The organism is Komagataeibacter sucrofermentans DSM 15973, assembly GCF_040581405.1.
In the GTDB taxonomy this organism is placed as follows: Bacteria; Pseudomonadota; Alphaproteobacteria; order Acetobacterales; family Acetobacteraceae; genus Komagataeibacter; species Komagataeibacter sucrofermentans.
The window spans coordinates 1,360,905-1,384,792 of sequence record NZ_CP137157.1 but is presented as its reverse complement, the minus strand read 5'-3'; the positions used below and the strand labels follow the sequence as shown (position 1 = coordinate 1,384,792).

Sequence of the window (23,888 nt, the reverse complement as noted above, 5' to 3'; positions counted from 1 at the left end):
AAACCGGTATATAACGGTTTTTAAATTGCCAATTAACATTATTCTAGTGATAGATTTATCTAAACGACGAATCATCATCGTGCAATATGGGGATAGCAGCAATGCCTGTGGAATTTATCGGCTTTATCGGCAGTCGCAATCAGTCGGAAACCATTCCTCCGCAGGGAGCGGCTGTTGATCTCAACCACATCGAGGCTTCGGCCAAGATCCATGAAAACGCCGGTTTTGACCGTACGTTGATCGCGTTTCATTCCAACTCGCCCGAAAGTATTCTTCTGGCGCAGCATGTCACTTCGGTTACGCGCGATCTCGGGGTTTTGATCGCGCACCGGCCCGGCTTCAACGCCCCCACCATCGCGGCACGACAACTGGCAACGCTTGATAATCTGAGCCGGGGGCGCGTTGCGGTGCATATCATCACCGGCGGCAGTGATGTCGAACTGCAGGCCGATGGCGATCATACGACCAAGGCCCGCCGCTATGCCCGCACCAGCGAATATCTGGATATCGTCCGCTCGGAGTGGGGCAGTCGCGTCCCCTTTGACTATACGGGGGATTTCTACAATGTGCGCGGGGCCAGCTCGCTGGTTCGTCCCTACCGTGAAAGTGGCATTCCCGTTTATTTCGGCGGCTCTTCTGATGAGGCGATCGTGGTGGCGGGCAAGCATGCCGATGTCTATGCCCTGTGGGGCGAAACCTATGAACAGGTGAGTGAAACCGTGGCGCGCGTACGGGCCGCCGCCGCAAGGCATGGACGCTCCCCGCGCTTTTCGCTCTCCCTGCGCCCGATCCTGGCGGATACGGAAGAGGCCGCCTGGGCCAAGGCCGACCGGATCCTTGAAACCGCCCGCGCCCTGCAGGCTGAAACCGGCTATGCCCGTGCCGCCGATATCCCGAACGAAGGCTCGCGCCGCCTGCTGGCTGCCGCTGAACAGGGGTCACGCCTCGACAAGCGCTTATGGACCGGCATCGCCGCCCTGACCGGCGCGCGCGGAAACTCGACGTCGCTGGTTGGCACGCCCGATCAGGTGGCGGAGGCGCTGCTGGATTACTACCGTATCGGGATCAGCACCTTCCTGATCCGCGGCTTTGATCCGCTGGAGGATGCCTATGAATACGGGCGCGACCTGATCCCGCGCGTCCGCGCCCTGATTGCGGCCGAGGATGGGCAAGGCCGGACTGCGGCAGCCTGAGGAGCAGGGGGATGGCCGTAATCGCCCGGGCTCCGGTCGTGGTCAACCAGATTGGCGCGTTTCTGGCGCCAGCGCTGGCTGAGTTCGCGGAGAGGATAGAAGTCGTGGCGGCTGAGCGTGAATGCGCGGCGCCGTGGGATGTCGGGCATGCGGATATTCTGCTGACCGCACCCACGCCAGCATGGCGCAACGCGCCCCGTCATCCGCCAGAGGCATGGCAACGGCACGGCCCGCGATGGGTACAGCTTGCTTCCGCTGGCGTGGACGGGTTTCCGCAATGGCTGCTGCGCGGGCGCACGGTAACATGTGGTCGTGGTGATGCGGCCATCCCCATTGCCGAATACGTGCTTGCGGCCATTCTGCTGCGCGCCAAACGGCTTGATGCGATTGCGCCGGATGGGCCGGAGGGGTGGCTGGAGGCCAAGGCCATGCCGCCGCTGGCCAGTCTGGCAGGCCAGACGCTGGGGCTGGCGGGGTATGGGGCGATCGGGCGGGCGGTGGCAGTGCGTGCGCGGGCGTTTGGCATGCGGGTGCTGGCATGGCGGCGTGGCGCCTGGGACCATGCGGATACGGATGTGCAGCCCGTTGCCACACTCGAGGCGCTGGCCGGGCAGTCCGATCACCTTGTCCTCGCCCTGCCGCTGACGGCCCAGACGGCATTATGCGTCAACGCCGCCCTGCTGGCGCGTGCCAGGACCGGCCTCCACCTGATCAACGTCGCCCGGGGTGGCCTGGTCGATCAGGACGCGCTGCTCGATGCGCTTGATCGCGGGCAGGTCGGGTTTGCCACCCTTGATGTCACCACGCCTGAGCCATTGCCCCGCGGGCACCCGTTTTACAGCCATCCCGCCATACGGCTGACGCCGCACCTGTCATGGACAGGGCCTGCCGTGAGCCAGAACCTCGCCCGCCGCATCGCGGACAATCTGAACCGTTTCCTTAGCGATCGTCCGCTCCTTGATGTGGTGGATGCGGACCGTGGTTACTGATCTTTCCTGACAGGGAGCCTTCTTCATGAACGTATTACCCTCTTCCCGGCACAATCAGGCGCAGGCACGGGCACGCAGGCTGCAACCACGCCCGGCAGCCGCATCGTTTGAAGCCGAGCGCCTGCACCGCAAGCAGCGGCTGGCCGCAACATTCCGGCTGTTTGCCCGCTATGGGTTCGATCAGGGGCTGGCCGGGCACGTGACCGCGCGCGATCCGGAGTTTCCCGATCAGTACTGGATCAACCCGCTGGCGGTTCATTTCTCCCAGATCAGGGTATCCGATCTGCAACTGGTGGATCACGACGGCACGATCCTGCAGGGGGACCGGCCCATCAATACGGCGGGTTTTACCATCCATTCCGCCCTGCACCGGGCGCGGCCCGACGTTATTGCGGCGGCCCACACCCATTCCACCTATGGCAAGGCTTTTTCCGCGCTGGGTAAAAAGCTGCTGCCAATCACGCAGGATTCCTGCGCGTTCTATGAGGATCATGAGCTGTTTGATCCTTTCAGTGGCGTTGTGCTCGATGACAGCGAAGGCGAGCGTCTGGCCCACGCCCTTGGCCCGCGCAAGGCGCTGATCCTGCAAAATCACGGCCTGCTGACCGTTGGCCCGACGGTGGAAGCGGCGGCGTGGTGGTTCCTGACCATGGACAACGCCGCCCACACCCAGCTCCTTGCCGAAGCCGCCGGGAAGGTCAAACCCATTGCCCCCGACATCGCACGCCTGACCGCAAGCCAGGTGGGCACCCAGCAGGGCGGGTATTTCTGCTTCCAGCCCCTGTGGGACTGGATCGTGGCCCTTGAACCCGATTTACTGGACTGAATGACATGAGCACCATTTCACCGCTACGCGATTTTGTAACCGATTTTACAAGGCTGTATGATCGCGGTCTCTCACCGGCCGCCATTCAGGCTCAAGGCGCCGATCTGCTGCGCAGGCTGGTCCAGCACGATAACTGGCTGCCCGAACCCTTTACCCGCCCCAACCCGGCGCGGTACAGCCAGTACCTGCTGCACTGCGACCCGCTGGAGCGTTTTTCGGTTGTCAGTTTTGTTTGGGGAGCAGGGCAGAAAACGCCATTGCACGATCATCGTGTATGGGGGTTGATCGGCATGTTGCGGGGGCGGGAGAGCGAGACCCAGTTCGCGCGTGATCCTGATGGCACGTTCCGCGCCATAGAGACCACGTTTCTTGAGCCGGGGCAGGTGGCCTCCCTTACGCCGGGCGTGAATGACTACCATCTCGTGGCCAACGCCCTGCCGGATCGGACCTCCATTTCCATCCATGTCTATGGCGATAATATCGGTGGCGTTGCCCGCGCTACTTATGATGTGGCCACGGGGGCGGAGAAAACCTTCATCTCGGGCTATTCCAGCGAAGAAGTGCCCAACCTGTGGGATCGCTCCCGCCGTGCGGAGGCAGCATGAATATCCAGATTCCTGCGGCTTCCCGCGTTGCTTCCGTCAGTTTCGTGCGCGATCGCCTGCGCGAAGGGCATGAAATCGCCCTGCTCGACCTGCGTGAGGAAGGTCCGTTTGCCTCGGCACACCCCCTGTTTGCCGTCAATCTGCCCCTCGGCCGCATCGAGGAGCGGATCGGGGGGCTGATCCCCCGCCGCGATGCCCCCATTGTGCTGTATGACAATGGGGAAGGGCGCGTGGCCCGTGCGCTGCCTGTTCTGGCGGCGCTGGGTTATACCGATGTCAGTGTGCTCGAAGGCGGCCTGGATGGCTGGCGGGAGGCCGGGGGGGAGCTGTTCATCGATGTCAACGTCCCTTCCAAGGCATTCGGGGAACTGGTGGAACACGTGCGCAGCACACCCTCGATCGCGGCGCGCGACCTGCATGAGCGGCTGGAGCAGGGGGAGGATATTGTCATCCTCGATGCCAGACGGTTTGGCGAATACAATACCATGTCCATTCCGACCGCCCGCTCCGTGCCCGGGGGAGAACTGGCGCTGCGTGTGCGCGATATCGCGCCATCGCCCGATACAACGGTGGTCGTGAACTGCGCCGGGCGCACGCGTTCGATCATCGGCACGCAGTCCCTGGTCAATGCCGGTATTCCCAACCCGGTCCTTGCGCTGCGTAACGGCACGATCGGCTGGACACTGGCCGGCCTGCAACTCGATCATGATGCGACCCGGAAGGCGGGAGACCCATCAGCCCATAATGTGGCAAAGGCGCGCGAGACAGCCCGCTCCCTTGCCCGCCGCACGGGTGTGCGGGAAATCGGGCGCACGGAACTGGACCAGCTGGAAGCACGGGAAGGACGCACCCTTTATCGGCTTGATGTCCGCTCACCTGAGGAATACGTGACGGAACACCTCAAGGGCTTCCGTTCTGCGCCCGGTGGGCAACTGGTACAGGCCACGGATGAATGGGTGGGCGTGCGCCATGGCACCATCGTGCTGACCGATGATGACGGCGTGCGCGCGCGCATGACAGGCCACTGGCTCCGTCAGCTGGGCTGGCAGGAAGTCTATGTCCTGCATGACTGGGCAGGGCTGCCGCGCGCCAGCGGGCCTGAACCCGCCACGCTGGTGGCGCCACTGCCGGAGGTGGAAACGGTGGGTGCGCGGGAACTGGCGGCCGAACTGGACACACCGCATGCCCCGGTTGTGATTGACCTCGCATCCAGCCCCACGTTCCGCCGCGGTCATGTGCCCGGCGCGGTCTTCGCCATTCGTAGCGATCTGCCTGCACAGACATGGGAGAAGAATGCCAAGATCGTCCTGACTTCTCCCGATGGGCTGGGCGCGCGCATTGCCGCGCCGGAACTCCGCAAACAGGGGTTGCACGTACGCGTACTGGCGGGAGGCACCCTGTCATGGCGCAACGCGGGCCTGCCGCTTGAAACCGGGCTGGATGAAAGCCGTGCCCTGTCGCGGGCTGACGATGTCTACAAGCGCCCTTATGAAGGCACCGATAATGCCACCGCCGCAATGCAGGCCTATCTGGACTGGGAATTCGGACTTGTAGCCCAGCTGGAACGTGACGGGACACATGGCTTCAGCGTGCTGGAAGATGGCCCATAACCTGATTGCAACGCCATTTGCCAGGACCGGGAAAAGAACATGACTTTTCCCGCGCCCTGCCATCTCGCAGCATGATCGTAACTGGCCTTCCGGGCCGCGACCGGGATCTTCTTTTGATGAACATTATCTCCGTGCCTGCTGCAGCCCGCCTTCAGGCCGCCCTGAGCGCCATCCGCGCAGGCGGGCTGGCCGGGCAGGTCAGCACATCGCCCTCGGTGCTCGAGGCCCACAGCCATGGCGAGGCCATGGAAACCGCCTGCCTGCCCGCCGCCGTGGTCTTTGCCCGTAAAACGGAAGATGTGGCCACCGTGCTGCGTGCCTGCCACGCCCATGCGGTGCCGCTGGTGGCCTTTGGCGCCGGCACGTCGGTCGAGGGGCATGTCACGCCGGCCGAACAGGCCATCAGCCTCGACCTGTCCGAGATGACCGCCATTGTCGGGATGAACCCCGAGGACCTGGACTGCCGCGTGCAGGCCGGGCTGACGCGGCAGGCGCTCAATGCGCAGATCCGTGATACGGGGCTGTTCTTTCCGGTTGATCCGGGTGGCGAGGCCACGCTGGGCGGCATGTGCGCCACGCGCGCCTCGGGCACGGCCGCCGTGCGCTATGGCACCATGAAGGAGAACGTGCTGGGCCTGACCGTGGTGCTGGCCACGGGCGAGGTGATCCGCACCGGGGGGCGGGTGCGCAAGTCGTCCACCGGCTATGACCTGACATCGCTGTTCATCGGCTCGGAAGGCACGCTGGGCATCATCACCGAGGTGCAACTGCGCCTGCATGGCCGCCCTGAGGCGCTTTCCGCCGCCGTATGCCAGTTTGCCGACCTCAATGACGCCGTGCGGACCGCGATCGAGATCATCCAGTGCGGCATTCCCATCAGCCGGGTGGAACTGCTCGATGACGTGCAGATGGCGGCCTCGATCCGGTATTCGAAGCTGGACGGCTATCAGGATCTCACCACGCTGTTCTTCGAGTTTGGCGGCGCGCCTGCAAGCGTGCAGGAGCAGGTGGCGGCGGTCGAGGCCATTGCCCTGTCCAATAACGGGCTGGCCTTTGCCTGGGCCGATACGGCGGAGGAACGCACCCGGCTGTGGAAGGCCCGGCACGATGCCTTCTGGGCCGCCAAGGCCATCGAGCCGACCGCGCGCGTCATTTCAACCGACTGCATCGTGCCGATCTCGAAGCTGGGCGAACTGATCGCGGGCGTGCGGGAGGATATTGCAGCTTCCGGCCTGCGCGTGCCGCTGCTGGGGCATGTGGGCGATGGCAATTTCCACTCCCTCATCATCACCGATGATACGCCCGCGGGTCATGCCCGGGCGCTGGAGCTTGACCGCAGGATCGTGCACCGGGCGCTGGCCCTTGGTGGCTCATGCAGCGGCGAGCACGGCGTGGGCATGGGCAAGCTGGAATTTCTCGAGACCGAGCACGGCGCGGGCACGCTCGCGGTCATGCGCGCGCTCAAGCACGCCATGGACCCGCTCAACATCCTCAACCCCGGCAAGCTGCTGCCGCCGGGGCCGCTCTATCAGGGTTAAGGGGCATTGGCCCCGAACGCGTATTTCCACGGCATTGAAAACAGGACTTCCATGACCCAAGCCCCCGAACGCCTGTCCGATACCCCGGTCGAGCGCCTGATCCTTGACCGCTGGTCGCCCCGCGCCTTTACGCCTGCCCCGATTGCCGAGGCGGAGCTTCTGGCCTTTCTCGATGCCGGGCGCTGGGCACCGTCGGCCTATAATTCGCAGCCCTGGCGTTTTATCTATGCCCGGCGCGATACGCCGGAATGGGAGCGGTTCCTGTCATGGCTGATCCCGTTCAACCATGGCTGGGCGCAACATGCATCCGCCCTGGTCTATATCGCATCGCACACCGTCATGGGGGGCGGAAAGGCCGAGCCCGTGCCCGCGCCAACCCATGCATTCGATGCGGGGGCAGCCTCGGTGCTGATCCAGCTTCAGGCCAGCAAGGCAGGTTGGGCCACGCATCCCGTCAGTGGGTTTGATCAGGATCTGGCACGTGCGGGGCTTGAGTTACCCGATGATTACGCGCTCAATGCCGCTATCATCATCGGTCGGCAGGGAGAGACAAAAACCCTCCCCGATTCATTACAGGAGCGCGAACAGCCATCAGGACGGCGGGCATTACACCAGCTGGCTTTTCAGGGACGTTTTACTGTCAGTCAACAAGATCAGGACATCGCATAGCTGACAGGTCTTCAGTCAGATGCCGGTGCCTGCAAGCCCATGGGGGACAGGCGACTTGAGGATCGTTTTTCCTTGGCAGGATGAAAGAGCGCCCAGCCCATAACCACCTGCGGCGACACCGATCCTGGGGCCGAGAGCCTCACAATTGCTGTATCTACCTTTTTGCCCGCCCTGGCGCGCTCAGGGCGGGCGCGGAGCGTTGTCTCATCAGGTAAAGACAGACGGGATCATGCCTTTCGATCATACAAACCTAACAGGCCCGCGTTCTGGACGGCAGGTTATCAGCAAATTGCGTCAACGCCGACAGACCGTCACGCCACATGCCAATATTCGCAACATTGCCAATATGCCCGACTGTACCAGCATTGACCAATTCTGCTTTCCACTCAGTGGCCAGGACATGTGCCCTGGATAAAGATAACCACTCATCATTCTCACTCGCCATGATGACAGCGGGAAAAGGCAGGGGTTTTCTGGGCAGGGGTTCGAATGCCTTTATGCGCGTGATGGCAGGGCCTTCATAATGCTCAATATCAGCGGGCGCGACCAGAAAAGCTCCCGCAACTTCAGGCAACCCCTCTTCAGCAGCCACGCGAGCCACCAGTATTGCCCCCAGACTGTGCGCAACAAGAATGACATGCCGATGAGCCTGCCGCAGTGTAGATAATAATCCCTGCTTCCACGTAGGATAAAATGGATGCATCCAGTCGTCCTGCTGAACCCGATATACGGATGCTCCATGCTGCTGCAACAATATTTCCCAGCGAGACTGCCAGTGCCGAGGATTTGATCCATCCAAACCCGGCACGATGACGACATCATAACTGGCAAGTGCTGCCGCTGCTTTTTCACTCGGGTCGATGTCCTGAACGGATGTTCTCAAAAAATCGCATGTCGTCATGGGATCAGTTCTTGTGCCGTAGTGCGGCATATTGAAAGAAGACATGGCATTTCCTGACGTATCAAGCGATGACGTTTTCATTTTTATATAACGACTGTATATCGTGAAATTAGACATCAATGATCGATGTCTGCAAACCGATAGACGCTGACCTCCATCTACTCCCGGATGTAGCAAAGAGCAGCTCCATGGCGTAGAAATTAGCAGGCATGGCGCATGAGAAAACCGTCGCCATAACAATCTGTTAGGAGTCCATTTTATACGATAATGGAGATCGCCTTTCATAAAAAACATAAAAATGATGCATTAAAATTATACCACTATAAAAAGTGATATATATGTTGACCTACGATATGGGTCGTGTATGGTGCCTCACGTTCTCCCCTTAACCCGCGTGCCAGAGTTTGGGATTAAGATCATATGATCCATGCCATCAGACGAATGTGCTGCATGAATCGATGTAGCACCACGACCGCCGCACAATACGTGACGGCAATCGGATAGAATGGTCGGCAGAATGACTGTCGACCTTGAGACACGCGTGAAAGCGTGTAGATAGGGACAGGATTTCCATGCTTGAATCTCAGATTGTAGAAATTGATGGCACATTTCTCGGTGCCCTCATTTTGGAAGCTGACCGTAAAACCCGGCGCTTCTATGCCGCGCATGATAGCGTGCGCACCTTTCATAACCATACTGTCAGTGCAGCAGGTGACTTGATGAATCAGGTCGTCCGTCATTATCGCTGCGCACGTGCATCTGCCACGATTGGTTAGCCGTATCGTAAAAATACAGTTTCAATAAGCAGATTAAATAGAATTATTTTTACTTTGTGGCAGTCATGTCAGGACGACGACCTGAGCCGATAGCATATCCGCCGGTTGGCTGCAGGCTGCCAGGAATAGGCTCCGGCCATCTTAATGCCGGGCATCTTTTCTATATCAATATTCTTATTACAATCATTTATACATATTACATCAAATATAAAAAATACTATTCTCATACGGAGAAATGCAATGCCCCTATGCCCTGGGTGGAAAGCACCGGACTTTAACGCCGATACGACTGCGGGTCCCATTTGTTTCCATAAATGGGGTTCGGGTTGCTGGCGTATTGTTGTTACGCATCCGTCTGACTACGATCCTCGTGATTTTTTAGCGGGTATCCAATGGGCGCGTAACTGCCTCTCTCCCATCTTGATCCTGGGGCTGCACGGACATGAATATCAGGAGGAAAAAGATATTTTTGCAGGTTTTGGCAATGCTATAGTATCTGAGCCCAATTTCGCAAATGTTCTGGATATTTCAGGTAGTATCGCCGCCCTCTGGCAAGGCATTGCCGTTGATGCAGGGCCGGCCTATGCCCCATTGGAGGAACATGCGGTATTCATTGTTGATGAAATCAATACCATTCGTGCCACCCTCACTTATTTCGGCACAACGGGCCGAAAATTTGAGTCGATTATTCGGTTGGCTCGCGGAATAGGCGTGGGTTGTGTGACAGACCATCAACATACCCGGTACGCAGCATAACCGATCAAAGTGGCTCTAAACTGGAGCCTCATCTGACCTCACTATGCCCGGTATTGGATAAAATCCATCGAGATCGCCAGGATGGAGGCCAGCGATCATGGCGCGGCCCGATCGTCTGATCTACGCCAAACCATGGCTGCGGTTTTATCTGCCATGACCCGGTGTGCAGTTGCCACGCGCTTTGGTGGTGGAATGGCGATCGCCGCCCTTAATATCTGACCGGAAATCAGTTTATTGATTTCCGCGGGTTATGATTCAGGCTTTTATCTGCATAAGCCAGTATCATGGATAAACGTGTGCGCCGCTATTATTTGAAAGATTATAAATCACTACGGATGAACTTACACATCCCTATTAGAATCGTATTTTCATTAGTGTATGATAAGAAAAATATTCAATTCATACATTTAAAATAGTCAATATACTTAATGCATATTTTTGATACAAAATTACTTTAGTTTTCAACAGTTTATCATTTTCTATCTGCACTGGAGGAAAAATGGCCAATATACGATTTTTTCTGATGATAGGGGCGGCATTCTCTCTTTTTTATTCTGAAAGCGCTTTTGCAGCATCGGATAAATCTGAAAATGAGAGGAAAACAGATATTCCTCACAACAAGAACAGGAAATATCCAACCGCCATAACGGCTGATAATAATTCAATCCGCAGCAATGCCGTTGAAAATATTAGTGTAACAACAGGCACACATTCTGGAAATCGCAAGGCGCGTGACAGCCTCAGTCCAGTTACTGTTATCAGTTCTGCTACATTGCGCCGCTCAGGGCAAATGAACCTTGCCGATGCATTGACCCATACCTATGCCTCAATTACCCAGACCCCGATGGGAAATGATACGGCAGCCCTTACATCATCAATCCGTATGAGAGGGTTAAGCCCAAACGAGGTTCTGGTATTGGTTGATGGCAAACGACGCCATACAACCGGGAACTTTAATGCAGACGGCGGCCCGGACTTTGCATCCACGCCAGTCGACCTGAATATGATCCCTGCAAATGCAATAGACCATATTGAAGTGCTGGAAGATGGCGCCGCTGCCATGTACGGGTCGGATGCGGTGGCAGGCGTTGTCAATATTATTACAAAAAAACAGGATCACGGTTTGAACCTAAGTGGCCAGACCGGGGCAAATGCCTATAACGGCGACGGCTGGCAATACCAACTCAATGCAGATGGCGGCATGAAACTTGGGGAAGGTGGTTTTCTGCACATCAGTGGACAGATGTATCATAGCGACCATATGGTTCCCAAGGTCGATCTCGATCATCGCTTGCAAGCCCAGCCAGCAGATCATGGGGCAGCGTCCTATACCGGATCGCAACCGCTTTCGGTGCATTCCAACCGATATGAATCCACACCGGAGGAAACCCGTGAAAACCTTGCAATTGAATGGGGCAAGAAATTCACACCAGGCATCGAGTTTTATGGCCTGATTACCTATGCCCACCGTCATGCCGAAGCGTATGAGCAGTTCCGCCTGCCGACCGTTGGCTCTTCGGTTTCCCCTCAGGTAGATGCGGCCGTCCAGTCGCTCGCACCCGAAGGGTTCTCGCCATTGGAGGTAGATGAAGAAAACGATTTTGCTGCAACGCTGGGCTTGCGGGGTAATGATTTCCTTGGCTTCAACTGGGATATCAGTTCTGTTTATGGTGAAGATATTGCCAGGATAGGATTAAATAACAGTTATAATCTTCGTATGCTGAGTACAGACCCAAGCATCTGCTCAACAAATGCTCAATCTGATGTTTACTCGGCAGACGGTTGCGGACATAGCCCGCGCAAGACACGTGCCGAAACCTTCACGTCAGTTCAGTGGACAAATAATGTAGATTTCCGGCGTCATTTCAATATTGGGCACAAGGTGCCCATGACCCTTGCTTTCGGGGCTGAAGAACGCATGGAGTCATATGAGATAAGGGCAGGAAACCCCAATTCTTACCAGTTGGGCGGCTTTCAGTCCTATTCCGGACTATCTCCCCAATCTGCGGGAACATGGTACCGCGACATCTGGGCATGGTATCTGGATGGTGATTTCCACCTGACAAGAAAATGGGATCTGGATTTTGCAGGGCGGCTTGAACACTATACAGATATTGGCAATACAGAAAATGGCAAGATTTCCACCCGTTACAACTTCAACCGGCGCATAGCCGTTCGGGCGACCATCAGTACCGGATTCCGCGCACCGACCCTAGCAGAATCTCATTACAGCGCCCTGAACAGTTCGCCAACGGGGGCAAGTGGTATCCTGCCCAATGCATCGGCGGCGGCGGCCTCCATTGGCGCATCACCGTTGAAGCCCGAGCGCTCGACAACCGTCAGTGGTGGCTTTGTACTGGAGCCTGTCGATGGTTTTCATGTTGAAGCTGATGTTTACCAGATCAATTTGCGTGACCGTATTGTTGAAGATAGTAATTACGGCGGATGCCATAATGGAGATTGCTCGGAAGGGGAAAATGCCGCAGCTGCTTTCAAGAGCATCGGCGTGGCGCTCCCTGCCGGGTTTACCGGGTATAGCGATGTATTTGCCAGTTACCTTGCAAATGGCGGAAGCACGCGAACACAAGGGCTGGATATCAAAGCTGATTATGCTTTCCATTTCCATAAATATGGCAATCTGTTCCTTACCATGGCACTCGACCTGAACCGCACAAGGCTGCATCATAACGGAACTGATGCGCTTGGCGAGAAGTACCTGAACCTGCATGACATAACAAGCATTACAACAGATTATCCCCGTAGCAAGATCATACTTAATGCTTTTTACAATATAGGAAAATGGGACGTAAATATTAGACAGACACGATATGGGCAGACAACTGACATGATGACGTATCAGGACTGGGCACCAAGTAGCGTACGGTATTCGACCACCCAGTTTGATCAGTTCATTCAGTCTCCACGCTGGCTGACGGATATAGAAATTGGTTATCGTTTTAATTCAAAATGGCATCTGGCGGTTGGTGCGAATAACGTTTTCAATGTGCGCCCGCGCCTTGTCCCCGCTGCTGCAGCTTATCTGGGTGCAATGCCTTATGATAACAGGGCATCACAGATTCCCTTTACAGGTGGGTACTACTATGGGCGGCTAAACGCCAACTTCTAACACGACTTTGGAAAGCACATTGTCGCAGCCGACTGGAACGTGCCGTGCAAAAACGGCTTCTGGAGCACTTCGTGGCGGGCACGCCTGCACGCAGTGCTGCGGAAATCATTGCCGAACATGATACTCTTGAAGGAGAAGTCGATGAGAACTATTTCGGTGGCTATTGCAAAGGCAGCCTGCCTACGGCCAGCCCGTCAACGCAGGTGCTGTTAAAAGACCAGAACTTACTCAAGGACAGGTTGCAGGCTTTGCCCATTTGGCCTGTTCGTCGGGTTCTGGCCGGTCGCCATTCAATCGCATTTCATCTTTGTTCCGTGCACACTCAAGCGAGCACGGTACGCGCGACCGATCTGCCTGCAGGGCGCCTTCATTCCCTGTTTTTGCCCGAACCCTTCTTCTGCCCGCCACCGGTTTCTTTATTGACCGTAGCCCAGGCGCGGCGTTTCGCTTCATCCTCATTGATGCCGCGCTGCTCGTAGCTTTCCTCAATATGGGCGGCCTGTCGCTTCTGCTTGCCTGTATAGGCGGTTTTGTCACCACGCGGCATGATCCATACTCCCGTCCATGCAAGCCCCATCGGCATGATAATGCGGGATCGGGGCAAAAGTTTTTTCAAGGCATCATGAGGGGCTGTTACACTTTGAAAGAGGGATATCCGGCATTGCAAAGGCTCTTTTCTCGCTATTGCGGGCAGGGAGGTGTACAAGCGGGCCTTCATCCTGATGGAAGACCCCTATGACGACCGTGTGCCGGACTATCGCCATTTCATCACAGCGGGATCCAGACATCCGCCTGTGCTCCACCCCCGATCGGGGAGGCCATTCCGATCATGCGAAGGAGGCACGTCAAAGGATTTCATCATAATGACCGATCCCTGCAAGGTCCTGATGATCTTCCCGCTTTTCAACGCCAATTCATTCTGGAACTATAAGGAAGCCTGCGATCTGGCGGGCGCACGTTACCCTGCAGCCCCCCTTGGCCTGGTCACGGTCGCGGCCCTGCTACCCAAACACTGGGAAATACGGCTGGTCAACCGTAATACCGAAGACCTGACGGATGCCGATCTTGACTGGGCCGACATGGTCATGACCGGCGGCATGCTGCCGCAGCGCAATGATGCGCTGCACATCATCGCGCAATGCCATGAGCGCGGCAAGCCGGTGGTGGTTGGCGGCCCCGATGTAACATCGAGCCCGCCACTTTACAGCGCCGCCAATTTTCAGGTGCTGGGCGAGGCCGAGGAAATCATGGATGATTTCGTCGCGGCCTGGCGCAGCGGGGCCCGGCAGGGCGTGTTTGAAGCGCCTATGGGCAAGACGGATGTCACCACAAGCCCATTGCCGCGCTTTGATCTGCTCAAGCTTGACCAGTACCTGCATGTGGGCATCCAGTTTTCACGCGGGTGTCCGTTCAGCTGCGAGTTCTGCGATATTATCGAGCTGTATGGCCGGGTGCCGCGCACCAAGACCAACGGGCAGGTCATGGCTGAACTCGATGCCCTTTACGCGCTGGGCTACCGTGGCCATGTCGATTTTGTTGATGACAACCTGATTGGCAACAAAAAGGCGCTCAAGAAATTCCTGCCCGACCTGAAGCGCTGGCAGGAAGAGAAGAAATTTCCCTTCGAATTTTCAACCGAGGCCTCCATCAACCTCGCTGATGACGCCGACCTGCTGCGCAGCCTGGCCGACACGAATTTCTTCGCCGTGTTCGTGGGCATCGAAAGCCCGGATACGGACTCGCTGGTGCTGATGCAGAAAAAGCAGAATACGAGGCGCAGCCTGCAACAGAGCATCGACACGATCCACAAGGCCGGAATTTTCGTGAATGCGGGCTTCATCGTGGGGTTTGACAGCGAGAAGGGCAGCGTCGCCCCTGGCATGATCGAATGTATCGAGGACACCTCGATCCCGGTCTGCATGGTCGGCCTGCTTTATGCGCTGCCCACAACCCAGTTGACGCGCCGCCTGCTGGCCGAAGGGCGGCTGTTTTCGGGCAGTGAGCAGACCCAGTCGGGCGACCAGTGCACCGCGGGCCTCAATTTCGAGACAAAACGGCCGCGCCGCGATGTGCTGAGCGATTACAGGACAGTACTCAAGACAATTTATGACCCAAAAGCCTATTTTGGCCGCGTGCGCAGGCTGGGGCGCATGCTCGGGCGCAAACGCAGCCACCGGATGGTGAAAGGCGACCTGCGCAGTTTCATGCGGCTTGTGCTGCGCATTCACCGCGCGGGACCTGGCACGCTTGGGCCATTCTGGCGGATGATGCTCGATTGCGCGCTGCATAACCCCAGGGCATTGCCCTATGTGGTCATGACCAGCGCGCTCTACCTGCATCTTGGCCCGTTTGCGCGGCAGGTTGTCAGCGAGATCGATGGAGAGATCGAGAATGTTGATACGGGAAGCTGGCAGGCGCCGCCAGTTCTCAGGCCCATTCCGGAAGCTCTTGTGCCTGCCTGAGCAAAGCGTGCGATTGGCGCGGTAGCGGACAGAACCGCAAGCCGCGCCAATGCGCCATCAGGCAGCCGGATCAGGCTTTGGCAGCTTTGGCCGCAGCGGCAGCTGCACGGGCCGCGTTCTTCTCTTCCTCGGTCCAGACCTTGCGCTCGCGCTTTTTCGGCGGCTTGATCTGCTTGACCGGGCCGCCCCCAAGCACGGGGGCGCGCATGGTGGAGTTACGCGCGGCCTCCGAATGCCACGGATGGTCGGCCTGCACGTCCAGCGGGCGACCGATTTCACGCTCCACGTCATGCAGCCAGGCGCGCTGCTCAGCATCGCACAGCGTTATGGCAAAGCCCGTGCGGCCCGCGCGCCCGGTGCGGCCAATGCGGTGGACATAGCTTTCAGGCAGGCTGGGCAGATCATGGTTGAACACATGCGTCACCGTATCGACATCAATGCCACGCGCCGCGATGTCGGTTGCCACCAGAACCTGCGCCGTACCACACCGGAAGGCCTCGAGCGCGCGCTCGCGCTGCCCCTGTGACTTGTTGCCATGCAGGGCCTCGGCCGTGATGCCCGCCTCGGTAATGAAGGCGCAGACTTCGTTGGCAATGTTCTTCTGCAGGGTAAAGACCACGGCCTGGCCCATGCCCGGCGTGCGCAGCAGTTCGAGCAGGGCGGCCTTCTTGTCAGCCGCATCAACAAACATGACCGACTGTTCAATCCGCTCCACGGTGGTGGAGGGCGGCGTAATCTCGACCCGGGCCGGATCGCGCAGCAGGCTCTCGGCCAGCGCCGTAATGGATTTGGGCATGGTGGCTGAAAACAGCACGGTCTGCCGCGCTGCGGGCAGGGTTGCGACAATACGCTCGATGGGCTTGGCAAAGCCCATGTCGAGCATCTGGTCCGCCTCATCCAGCACCAGGGCCTCAAGCTGCGACAGGTCGCACGCACCCTGGGTAATCAGGTCCAGCAACCGCCCGGGTGTGGCTACGATGATGTCCACGCCTTCTTTGAGCGCATTGATCTGGTGAAACGGGCTGACGCCGCCAAAAATGGTCGTGATGCTGGGCTTGAGATGCCGCCCGAAGCCCGTAAAGCCATCAGCGATCTGCGACACCAGTTCACGCGTGGGGGCCAGCACCAGCACGCGCGCGCCACCTTTGGGGGCAGGGCGGGGGTTCATGGCAAGGCGATGGAGCAGCGGCAGCGCAAACGAGGCGGTCTTGCCCGTGCCGGTCTGGGCCATGCCCAGCAGGTCACGGCCTGTCAGCAGCATCGGAATGGACCCGGCCTGGATCGGGGTAGGGCGGGCGTAGCCTTCCTCGGCCAATGCGCTCAGGAGTTCTGGCGCCAGGGCAAGATCGGCAAAAGTCATGGACATGGTCAAGCAGCGCCTCCGGCGCTTTGTAAAGGCTACGCCTGTTCGGGCTTCGCTGGTGCGGGAGGGCGGACTATTACGGGGGGCACTGTGCCACGTCAACGCAGCGCGACATGCCAGATGCCGGTTTTTGCCCCTGACCACGCGCCACGGCCTGACAGGCAGGCGGGCAGGGCTGGCGCTGCTGGCCTGCGCGGCGCACGATGTGCTAGGCTCAGGACCGTAAACGCCACGCCTGCGAGGATCGGAAAACATGCCCATGCGGAATGCATTTTACGCCATCGCCTGCCTTGCCCTCGCCGGGCCCGCCATGGCGGCGCCACCCGTTGACCAGCCCCTGCACGACGCGGTGACAGCCACCACCCGCGACCCCGATCTGGTCAGACGTGATAGCGCCCGCCACCCTTACGAACTGCTTTCCTTTTACGGCGTCACGCCGCATTCCACGGTTGTCGAGATCTGGCCCGGCAGTGGTTACTGGACCGAAATTCTCGCCCCCCTGCTGCGCACCCATGGCACCTACTATGCCGCCATGGGTGTCGCTGATGGTACAAAGGTCGAACGCGAATACGCGGACTGGCCCGCCACCACGAAAGCGAAGATCGACGCGCATCCGGCACTTTATGATCAGATCCATTACACGCAGTTCGGGCACGATCACCCTGATCTCGCACCGGCTGGTAGCGCTGATGTTATCCTGACCTTCCGCAATATTCATAACTGGATGAAGGATAACGATGCGCCTGCGCTGCTCGCGGCAGTGCACAAGGCGCTCAGGCCCGGCGGCATCTTTGGCGTGGAAGACCATCGCGCCCGCCCGACCGGCCCGCAGGACCCCACTGTCAGAAGTGGGTACGTGCGGCAGGATTACGCGATTGCGCTCATTGAACGGGCGGGATTCAAACTCGTTGGCACCTCGGAAGTCGCCGCCAACCCCAGAGATACGACGGACTGGCCTAAAGGCGTATGGACACTGCCGCCCACTTACGCGCTCGGCGCTGTTGATCATGCCAAATATCAGGCAATTGGCGAGGGCGATAATTTTGAGTTGAAGTTCCAGAAAGTCGATTAGAAACGGGTTGGATACAACGTGTTGAATCAAGGCTCCGAGGTGCTGTCTCTTTTAAAAGGCAGCGCTCCTTTGAAGCTTCTTGAAAAAATCTTCACCAAAAACTTTATTCCTTATCCACCATTTTATACTTGGATCATGCGCATTACCTGCTTGAATTATTTTTGATTTATCGGATTTGAAAATGGCAGATTTTATTTACATTGATAATTTTTCTACGACGCCACTCTCGCCCTACGTCCTGTCGCATATGACAGAGGCTCTCTCCCTGGTAGGCAATGCCGCATCACCCCATATTGCAGGCACGCAGGCGTTAGCCCGCATCGATACGGCCCGCGCGCAGGTGGCTGATCTGATTGGCGCGCTTCCGGCTGAAATTTTTTTTACTTCAGGCGCAACTGAAGCAAACAATCTCGTTCTTCGGGGCATTGCGCAATGGGGCATGCTCAATGATAAAAAACGAAATCGCATTGTTGTCAGCGCCATTGAACATAAATCTATTCTTGAAACCGCGCGCTCTTTAACCGCCATGGGGCTTGAGGTTGTGCACGCTCCCGTTCAGCATGATGGCGTTATTGATCTCGCTGGGCTTGCAACCCTGATTGATGATCGGACATTACTTGTCTCCATCATGTATGTGAATAATGAAACCGGCGTTATCCAGCCCGTCAAGACAGTAGCAGACATGGCGCAGGGGCAAGGCGCGCTCTTTCATTGTGATGCCGCTCAGGCATTTGGCAAGCTACCGATTGATTGTTGATTTTCACTGAGAACTGACCCGGGTAGGGCGGAAATTTTCATCGAGATTTGACCCATGCCTTCACACTCCCCGGCAGCATCTGCTGGGGGTTTGAGGAGTGATTGACATGGAGCTTCTGAGTGTGATCCGTCGGTGGCACTGCCGGGATCATCTTCCGATCCGCGAGATCGAACGCCGGACGGGACTGTCACGCAATACGATCCGGAAATATCTCCGGGCACAGAGTATTGAACCACGGTTTCAGGTTCCCGAACGTCCCAGCCGACTGGACCCGTTTGCTGACAGGCTGAGGGGATGGCTGGTCCTGGAAGCCGCTCGCCCCCGCAAGAACCGGCGCACGGCGCGACGACTGCATGAAGACCTTGTGGCGCTGGGTTATGATGGGTCCTACGGACGGGTGGCCGCTTTCATCCGGCAGTGGAAACACGAACAGCGCCAGGCACGCCAGACAACGGGTCGGGGTGTTTTCGTGCCCCTGTGCTTCCAGCCCGGGGAAGCCTTCCAGTTCGACTGGGGCGAGGACTGGGCGGTGATTGCCGGGCATCGCGTCAAGCTGCAGGTTGCCCACACCAAACTGTCCTTCAGCCGGGCCTTCATACTCAGGGCCTATCCCCTGCAGACCCACGAGATGCTTTTCGATGCGCTTACCGAGGCCTTCCGCGTGCTCGGTGGCGTGCCGCGGCGGGGTATTTTTGACAACATGAAGACCGCCGTGGACCGGATTGGGTCGGGCAAGGCACGTCAGGTCAATCTGCGCTTCATGGCCCTGGCCAGCCATTATCTGTTCGAGGCGACCTTCTGCAATCCGGCAGCCGGATGGGAGAAAGGGCAGATCGAGAAGACCGTGCAGGATGCCCGGCGCCAGATCTGGCAGGATCTGCCTGCCTTTCCTGATCTGGGGGCGCTGAACGCCTGGCTGGAAGCCCGCTGCCTGGACTGTTGGGAACGGCTGCAGCATGCTGAATTGCCGCACAGCGTCTCCGAGGTCCATGCCAGCGAACGTCCCCACCTCATGATCCCGGGGCGGCCCTTTGACGGGTTTGTCGAACAGACCAAGCGCGTCTCACCAACCTGCCTGATCCAGTTCGAAGGCAATCGCTACAGCGTGCCGGCCTCCTTTGCCAATCGTCCGGTCAGCCTGCGGGTTTATCCCGACAGGCTACGCATTATCGCCGAAGGGCAGGTTCTGTGCGTGCATGACCGGATCATCACGCGTTCGCATGGTGTGCCAGGCCGCACGGTGTATGACTGGCGGCATTATCTGGCGGTCATCCAGCGCAAACCGGGCGCCCTGCGCAATGGCGCGCCGTTTACCGAATTGCCAGCCGCCTTCCGGACCCTGCAGGATCAACTGCTCAGGCGGCCTGGAGGCGACCGGGAAATGGCTGAAATCCTGGCCCTTGTGCTGCAGCATGATGAGCAGGCTGTCCTCTGCGCGGTTGAACTGGCACTTGAAGACGGCGTGGCGACCAAGACCCATGTTCTCAATACGCTTCATCGCCTGATCGATGCCAAGAGAACCGTGGTTCCCCGGCTTGATGCCCCACAGGCCCTGGTGCTCGCACACGAACCGTGCGCCGATACAGGGCGGTATGACATCCTGCGAAGGGACAGCCGCCATGCGTCATGATCCTGCTGCTGCTTCACTTGTCGTCATGCTCCGTGGATTGCGGATGTATGGCATGGCCCAGGCCACGGCCGACCTCATCGAGCAGGGCGCGCCCGCCTTCGAGGCGGCCATCCCCATCCTCTCGCAGCTCCTGAAGGCGGAACTGGCCGAACGCGAAGTCCGCTCCATCGCCTACCAGACAAAGACCGCCCGGTTCCCCGCCTACAAGGACCTGTCCGGGTTCTCCTTTGCCGATACGCAGGTCAACGAGCCCATGATCCGCCAGCTCCATGGCGGGGACTTCATCGAGCGTGCTGAAAATGTCGTGCTGATCGGTGGCCCGGGAACCGGGAAAACCCACCTGGCGACCGCGCTGGCCATCCAGGCGATCACCCATCACCGCAAGAAGGCGCGCTTCTGGTCAACGGTCGACCTGGTCAATGCGCTCGAACAGGAAAAGATCGCCAACCGGGCCGGGCAGATTGCCGACAGGCTGCTCCGCCTGGATCTCGTGATCCTTGATGAACTCGGTTATCTCCCCTTCAGTGCATCAGGGGGCGCCCTGCTGTTCCATCTGCTCAGCCGCCTCTACGAGCGCACCAGTGTCATCATCACAACCAATCTCAGCTTCAGTGAATGGGGTGATGTCTTTGGTGACCCGAAGATGACGACGGCGCTCCTCGATCGGCTGACCCATCACTGTCATATCCTCGAGACAGGAAATGACAGCTACAGGTTCCGCGCCAGCACCGCCGCGTCAAAAAACAAAAAGGACAGATCCTCTTCTTGACCGCCCGCCTCACTATGCCTGAAATAGCATCTGGCTGGGTCAATTCCTGATGAAAAACCCGGGTCAGTTCTCAGTGAAAATCAACACGTGGAGGAACAGGAGCGGGTCCAGTTCCAGGCGGAGCAGATTTTTGCGGCAGGTACCACAATTTCTACCACAGTGGCCTAAAAAACCGCCCCAAAACGACCAAAGCGCCCCGTAGGGCGCTTGGTAATTTCTACTTATTTTTCAATAAGTTCTGGCGGAGGGGAAGAGATTCGAACTCTCGATACGACTTGACATCGTATAACGGTTTAGCAATTCCCCCTAAGCTACGGATTTCCTGTATTTGTTGTCTTTTTTTTGTATTTGTTGTTAGAATGTTAATTATAGGGGCAACAACAACCAAAAACAGGCGGATTCCATGAAACAGATTCAGAAACGCGGGAAAGTAGGAGCCTGGAAATATACGGGGACCGTCAGGCTTAATGGTCATTCAGTTTCGCTTACGTTCCCAGTTAGGTCGCAGGCGAAGGAATGGACGGAACGAGTTGAACGCGCAATTAAGGACGAACTGGCAACGGGCAAGCCGTTTGATAAATACGACTACATTCCGAAAAAGACCGCACCCGCAAAATCTAAGAAGGCACAGCGTGAAGACGAACGACTGCAAGACGCAACGCCGTCAATCGACTGGACGCTATCACGCGCAATCCAAGAATATAAGCTAACTGAACTGGATAAGCTGAAAGGTTTCAAGCAAGCATTATTAAGATTGAACGCATGGCAACAATCAAGATTTTCAGAAATGAAACTTTGCGAAATAACACCGCACATGATAGCCGAATGGGTTAAAGAACGGTCAAGAACAAAGTCACCGTCAACCGTCAGAAATGATATATATAGGATTTCAGCAATCTATGAAATTGCTGGAAAACCAGTGACAAAACACGGCTGGGGGCTTGATATTTCAAACCCCGTCAAAGACGTTGCGTTACCCGCAGTTCACGGAAACAGACAAAGACGACTTAACAAATATGAAGAAGAAGTTTTAATGGATGCCATCGCAGACGGTATGTATGCCGACCAGATGACGCCATTTATGACATTATCCATCGAAACAGGAATGCGAAAATCCGAAATCCTTAGCATCACAAAAGACGAAATCAGCCGAACAAAGCGAGGCTGGTCAGTCACGAAAAAAGACACGAAAAACGGGCACAGACGCGTCGTATATCTATCATCACGGGCAGTTCAAGCAGTCCAGCCATTATATGATGGCATCAAGGCAAAACCAGACAACACACCGCTGTTTTCGATTTCATCACATACGGTCGAAAACTGGTTTGTCAGGGCGCGTGACAAAGCAGGACTGAAAGACCTACGCCTTCATGATTTGCGTCACGAAGCAGTCAGCAGGCTTGCAGACAAAGGGCTATCGGTCGGGGCTATCGCAAACCAGTCAGGTCACAAATCGATGCAAACGCTGTTGCGGTATGTGAACGCCAGCGAAAAAGACATCCGCGCCAAATTGGAACAAGACATATAAAATCGTTGATTTTTTGTGATATAACACATATTTTTTTGGGGAAATATATTCCCTTCAATAAGGCACATTTTTATGGCTAAACCGCGTATTTTTGTTAGTTCTACTTTTTATGATTTACGGCTGGCTCGTGGGGAACTCGAACACTTTATAAGAGATATGGGTTATGAGCCAGTATTAAACGAAAGAGGACAAATACCCTACGGAAAAGAATCTGCCCTGGAAGATTACTGCTACAATGAAATTAATAAAGTACATATCTTAATATCAATTATTGGGGGACGGTTTGGTTCACAATCCAAAGCATCAGATAAATATTCCATATCAAATATAGAATTAAAAACTGCACAAAAGCAGGGTAAGCAGGTTTATATATTTATAGAATCTGGTGTCATGTCTGAGTATTTTACATACGTAAAAAACAAGGATGTCAAGGGCATACAATATTCACATGTTGATGATGTTAGAGTATATAAATTCATAGATGAAATATATGCCATGAGCGCGAATAATCAAATATTCCCGTTTGATAGCATGCCACAACTTATTACGTACTTAAGAGAACAATGGGCTGGATTATTTGAAAGATTTCTTGACGGAGAAGCGCAGGTTCGACTTGTTGATATGATGAATAAAATGGAACAGGTCACATCCACTTTAGAAGGATTAGCAGAACTTTACCGCACAACATCAACAAGTGGCGATTCAGACGATAAGAACCGCATGATGGATGAAATCCTTATCCAAAATCATCCTTTATTTTCAGCAATGCGGAAACTTTTACGTGTGAGATATCGACTATTTTTTACCAACGAACATGAAATGGACGAATGGCTTCGCTATGCTCGCGCAGGCAAAAAATTAGTTTCTTCACCCAAATTATGGGATGAAGAAGATAGAGACGATTTTACCGTTTACAATGTCAGTATGGGTAAAGATACACATTATATATTCCAAGTGTCAAAATCACTATTTGATGAAAATAAATCTTTAAAGCCGATGCTTCCCGGCGACTGGGATGATTCTTTAATAAGTTTAGTAGAATTAAATACGCCTGGCGACGATGATGAAATACCGTTCTAAATATATAAAATAATAAATGACATCAGTCGTACTTTTGAAATCCATTTAGAAGGTGGGTGGCATCAAACACAAGCATCACGCTTGACGTGATGCTTGTCGTGGCGCTTCGGGACATAGTTGATTTTTCACAAAATCAACGTGCCACACCATGATGCCGAAAGAATTACATTTTAAGGGCGTTTATGCTAATGACCTGAACATAAAGGTCAATAATTTTCTTTGCTTTTTCATAAAAAT

General features: G+C 56.3%; 20 protein-coding genes and 1 pseudogene. 17 read left to right on the top strand and 4 right to left on the bottom strand.

Annotated features, from left to right (window positions below; genetic code table 11):
- Window positions 1-101: 101 nt before the first annotated feature.
- The 7 genes from R5N89_RS06805 to R5N89_RS06775 all read left to right on the top strand — a co-directional run bounded on the left by R5N89_RS06805 (window position 102) and on the right by R5N89_RS06775 (window position 7,430).
- Window positions 102-1,193: an LLM class flavin-dependent oxidoreductase gene (locus R5N89_RS06805; protein WP_110570097.1), complete on the top strand. Its 1,092-nt coding sequence runs from the start codon at window positions 102-104 to the stop codon at window positions 1,191-1,193.
- Between the two features lie 11 nt (window positions 1,194-1,204).
- Window positions 1,205-2,182, top strand: coding sequence for an NAD(P)-dependent oxidoreductase (locus R5N89_RS06800; protein ID WP_110570098.1), 978 nt, complete (start codon window positions 1,205-1,207; stop codon window positions 2,180-2,182).
- Between the two features lie 25 nt (window positions 2,183-2,207).
- Complete coding sequence (locus tag R5N89_RS06795) at window positions 2,208-3,008, top strand: class II aldolase/adducin family protein (RefSeq protein ID WP_110570099.1); 801 nt, start codon at window positions 2,208-2,210, stop codon at window positions 3,006-3,008.
- Between the two features lie 5 nt (window positions 3,009-3,013).
- Window positions 3,014-3,613: a cysteine dioxygenase gene (locus tag R5N89_RS06790; protein WP_110570100.1), complete on the top strand. Its 600-nt coding sequence runs from the start codon at window positions 3,014-3,016 to the stop codon at window positions 3,611-3,613.
- Complete coding sequence (locus tag R5N89_RS06785; protein WP_110570101.1) at window positions 3,610-5,223, top strand: rhodanese-like domain-containing protein; 1,614 nt, start codon at window positions 3,610-3,612, stop codon at window positions 5,221-5,223. The genes R5N89_RS06790 and R5N89_RS06785 overlap by 4 nt, the downstream gene beginning before the upstream one ends.
- A 116-nt stretch (window positions 5,224-5,339) precedes the next feature.
- The gene (locus R5N89_RS06780) at window positions 5,340-6,761 is read left to right on the top strand and encodes an FAD-linked oxidase C-terminal domain-containing protein (protein ID WP_354680710.1); all 1,422 of its coding nucleotides are present in this window, start codon (window positions 5,340-5,342) and stop codon (window positions 6,759-6,761) included.
- Between the two features lie 51 nt (window positions 6,762-6,812).
- Window positions 6,813-7,430, top strand: a complete 618-nt coding sequence (locus R5N89_RS06775) for a nitroreductase family protein (protein WP_110570199.1) — start codon at window positions 6,813-6,815, stop codon at window positions 7,428-7,430.
- 250 nt (window positions 7,431-7,680) lie between these two features.
- Here R5N89_RS06775 and R5N89_RS06770 read toward each other — a convergent pair whose 3' ends face one another.
- Window positions 7,681-8,376 (bottom strand): alpha/beta hydrolase, encoded by a 696-nt coding sequence (locus tag R5N89_RS06770; RefSeq protein ID WP_244192305.1) that lies wholly within the window; start codon window positions 8,374-8,376, stop codon window positions 7,681-7,683.
- A gap of 527 nt (window positions 8,377-8,903) precedes the next feature.
- Here R5N89_RS06770 and R5N89_RS06765 point away from each other — a divergent pair.
- From R5N89_RS06765 to R5N89_RS06755, 3 genes are all read left to right on the top strand, one after another.
- Entirely contained in the window at window positions 8,904-9,107 is a 204-nt protein-coding gene (locus tag R5N89_RS06765) for a hypothetical protein (RefSeq protein ID WP_110570198.1), read from the top strand.
- Between the two features lie 240 nt (window positions 9,108-9,347).
- A complete protein-coding gene (locus R5N89_RS06760) occupies window positions 9,348-9,863 on the top strand; it encodes a peroxidase (protein ID WP_110570197.1) in 516 nt (171 codons plus the stop codon).
- Window positions 9,864-10,362: 499 nt separating this feature from the next.
- Window positions 10,363-12,990, top strand: coding sequence for a TonB-dependent siderophore receptor (locus R5N89_RS06755; RefSeq protein WP_244192304.1), 2,628 nt, complete (start codon window positions 10,363-10,365; stop codon window positions 12,988-12,990).
- 379 nt (window positions 12,991-13,369) lie between these two features.
- Here the strand turns inward: R5N89_RS06755 and R5N89_RS06750 are convergent.
- Window positions 13,370-13,537 (bottom strand): annotated as a pseudogene (locus R5N89_RS06750) (plasmid stabilization protein); the annotation flags it as partial.
- 316 nt (window positions 13,538-13,853) lie between these two features.
- On the opposite strand from R5N89_RS06750, the gene R5N89_RS06745 reads away from it, so the two are divergent.
- A complete protein-coding gene (locus R5N89_RS06745; RefSeq protein ID WP_110570196.1) occupies window positions 13,854-15,452 on the top strand; it encodes a B12-binding domain-containing radical SAM protein in 1,599 nt (532 codons plus the stop codon).
- A gap of 70 nt (window positions 15,453-15,522) precedes the next feature.
- On the opposite strand, the gene R5N89_RS06740 is transcribed toward R5N89_RS06745, so the two are convergent.
- Entirely contained in the window at window positions 15,523-16,818 is a 1,296-nt protein-coding gene (locus tag R5N89_RS06740; protein WP_110570195.1) for a DEAD/DEAH box helicase, read from the bottom strand.
- Window positions 16,819-16,913: 95 nt separating this feature from the next.
- Window positions 16,914-17,087, bottom strand: a complete 174-nt coding sequence (locus R5N89_RS06735; RefSeq protein WP_167400922.1) for a hypothetical protein — start codon at window positions 17,085-17,087, stop codon at window positions 16,914-16,916.
- Here R5N89_RS06735 and R5N89_RS06730 point away from each other — a divergent pair.
- The 6 genes from R5N89_RS06730 (at window position 17,075) to R5N89_RS06705 (ending at window position 23,651) form a co-directional block, all read left to right on the top strand.
- Window positions 17,075-17,887 (top strand): class I SAM-dependent methyltransferase, encoded by an 813-nt coding sequence (locus tag R5N89_RS06730; RefSeq protein WP_244192302.1) that lies wholly within the window; start codon window positions 17,075-17,077, stop codon window positions 17,885-17,887. The genes R5N89_RS06735 and R5N89_RS06730 overlap by 13 nt on opposite strands.
- 181 nt (window positions 17,888-18,068) lie before the next feature.
- The gene (locus tag R5N89_RS06725) at window positions 18,069-18,644 is read left to right on the top strand and encodes a cysteine desulfurase family protein (RefSeq protein ID WP_110570194.1); all 576 of its coding nucleotides are present in this window, start codon (window positions 18,069-18,071) and stop codon (window positions 18,642-18,644) included.
- A gap of 106 nt (window positions 18,645-18,750) precedes the next feature.
- Window positions 18,751-20,274: an IS21 family transposase gene (gene istA, locus R5N89_RS06720; protein ID WP_110570287.1), complete on the top strand. Its 1,524-nt coding sequence runs from the start codon at window positions 18,751-18,753 to the stop codon at window positions 20,272-20,274.
- The gene (gene istB / locus R5N89_RS06715) at window positions 20,264-21,043 is read left to right on the top strand and encodes an IS21-like element helper ATPase IstB (protein WP_087609052.1); all 780 of its coding nucleotides are present in this window, start codon (window positions 20,264-20,266) and stop codon (window positions 21,041-21,043) included. The genes istA and istB overlap by 11 nt, the downstream gene beginning before the upstream one ends.
- 403 nt (window positions 21,044-21,446) lie before the next feature.
- A complete protein-coding gene (locus tag R5N89_RS06710; protein WP_078523955.1) occupies window positions 21,447-22,571 on the top strand; it encodes a site-specific integrase in 1,125 nt (374 codons plus the stop codon).
- 72 nt (window positions 22,572-22,643) lie between these two features.
- Window positions 22,644-23,651 (top strand): DUF4062 domain-containing protein, encoded by a 1,008-nt coding sequence (locus tag R5N89_RS06705; RefSeq protein ID WP_078523956.1) that lies wholly within the window; start codon window positions 22,644-22,646, stop codon window positions 23,649-23,651.
- Window positions 23,652-23,888: the final 237 nt, after the last annotated feature.

Excerpts from the sequence above, each read along its gene's own strand:
- R5N89_RS06805 (WP_110570097.1), top strand. The coding sequence starts at position 102 with ATGCCTGTGGAATTTATCGGCTTTATCGGCAGTCGCAATCAGTCGGAA.
- R5N89_RS06800 (WP_110570098.1), top strand. The coding sequence starts at position 1,205 with ATGGCCGTAATCGCCCGGGCTCCGGTCGTGGTCAACCAGATTGGCGCG.
- R5N89_RS06795 (WP_110570099.1), top strand. The coding sequence starts at position 2,208 with ATGAACGTATTACCCTCTTCCCGGCACAATCAGGCGCAGGCACGGGCA.
- R5N89_RS06790 (WP_110570100.1), top strand. The coding sequence starts at position 3,014 with ATGAGCACCATTTCACCGCTACGCGATTTTGTAACCGATTTTACAAGG.
- R5N89_RS06785 (WP_110570101.1), top strand. The coding sequence starts at position 3,610 with ATGAATATCCAGATTCCTGCGGCTTCCCGCGTTGCTTCCGTCAGTTTC.
- R5N89_RS06780 (WP_354680710.1), top strand. The coding sequence starts at position 5,340 with ATGAACATTATCTCCGTGCCTGCTGCAGCCCGCCTTCAGGCCGCCCTG.
- R5N89_RS06775 (WP_110570199.1), top strand. The coding sequence starts at position 6,813 with ATGACCCAAGCCCCCGAACGCCTGTCCGATACCCCGGTCGAGCGCCTG.
- R5N89_RS06770 (WP_244192305.1), bottom strand. The coding sequence starts at position 8,376 with ATGTCTTCTTTCAATATGCCGCACTACGGCACAAGAACTGATCCCATG.
- R5N89_RS06765 (WP_110570198.1), top strand. The coding sequence starts at position 8,904 with ATGCTTGAATCTCAGATTGTAGAAATTGATGGCACATTTCTCGGTGCC.
- R5N89_RS06760 (WP_110570197.1), top strand. The coding sequence starts at position 9,348 with ATGCCCCTATGCCCTGGGTGGAAAGCACCGGACTTTAACGCCGATACG.
- R5N89_RS06755 (WP_244192304.1), top strand. The coding sequence starts at position 10,363 with ATGGCCAATATACGATTTTTTCTGATGATAGGGGCGGCATTCTCTCTT.
- R5N89_RS06745 (WP_110570196.1), top strand. The coding sequence starts at position 13,854 with ATGACCGATCCCTGCAAGGTCCTGATGATCTTCCCGCTTTTCAACGCC.
- R5N89_RS06740 (WP_110570195.1), bottom strand. The coding sequence starts at position 16,818 with ATGTCCATGACTTTTGCCGATCTTGCCCTGGCGCCAGAACTCCTGAGC.
- R5N89_RS06730 (WP_244192302.1), top strand. The coding sequence starts at position 17,075 with ATGCGGAATGCATTTTACGCCATCGCCTGCCTTGCCCTCGCCGGGCCC.
- R5N89_RS06735 (WP_167400922.1), bottom strand. The coding sequence starts at position 17,087 with ATGCATTCCGCATGGGCATGTTTTCCGATCCTCGCAGGCGTGGCGTTT.
- R5N89_RS06725 (WP_110570194.1), top strand. The coding sequence starts at position 18,069 with ATGGCAGATTTTATTTACATTGATAATTTTTCTACGACGCCACTCTCG.
- istA (WP_110570287.1), top strand. The coding sequence starts at position 18,751 with ATGGAGCTTCTGAGTGTGATCCGTCGGTGGCACTGCCGGGATCATCTT.
- istB (WP_087609052.1), top strand. The coding sequence starts at position 20,264 with ATGCGTCATGATCCTGCTGCTGCTTCACTTGTCGTCATGCTCCGTGGA.
- R5N89_RS06710 (WP_078523955.1), top strand. The coding sequence starts at position 21,447 with ATGAAACAGATTCAGAAACGCGGGAAAGTAGGAGCCTGGAAATATACG.
- R5N89_RS06705 (WP_078523956.1), top strand. The coding sequence starts at position 22,644 with ATGGCTAAACCGCGTATTTTTGTTAGTTCTACTTTTTATGATTTACGG.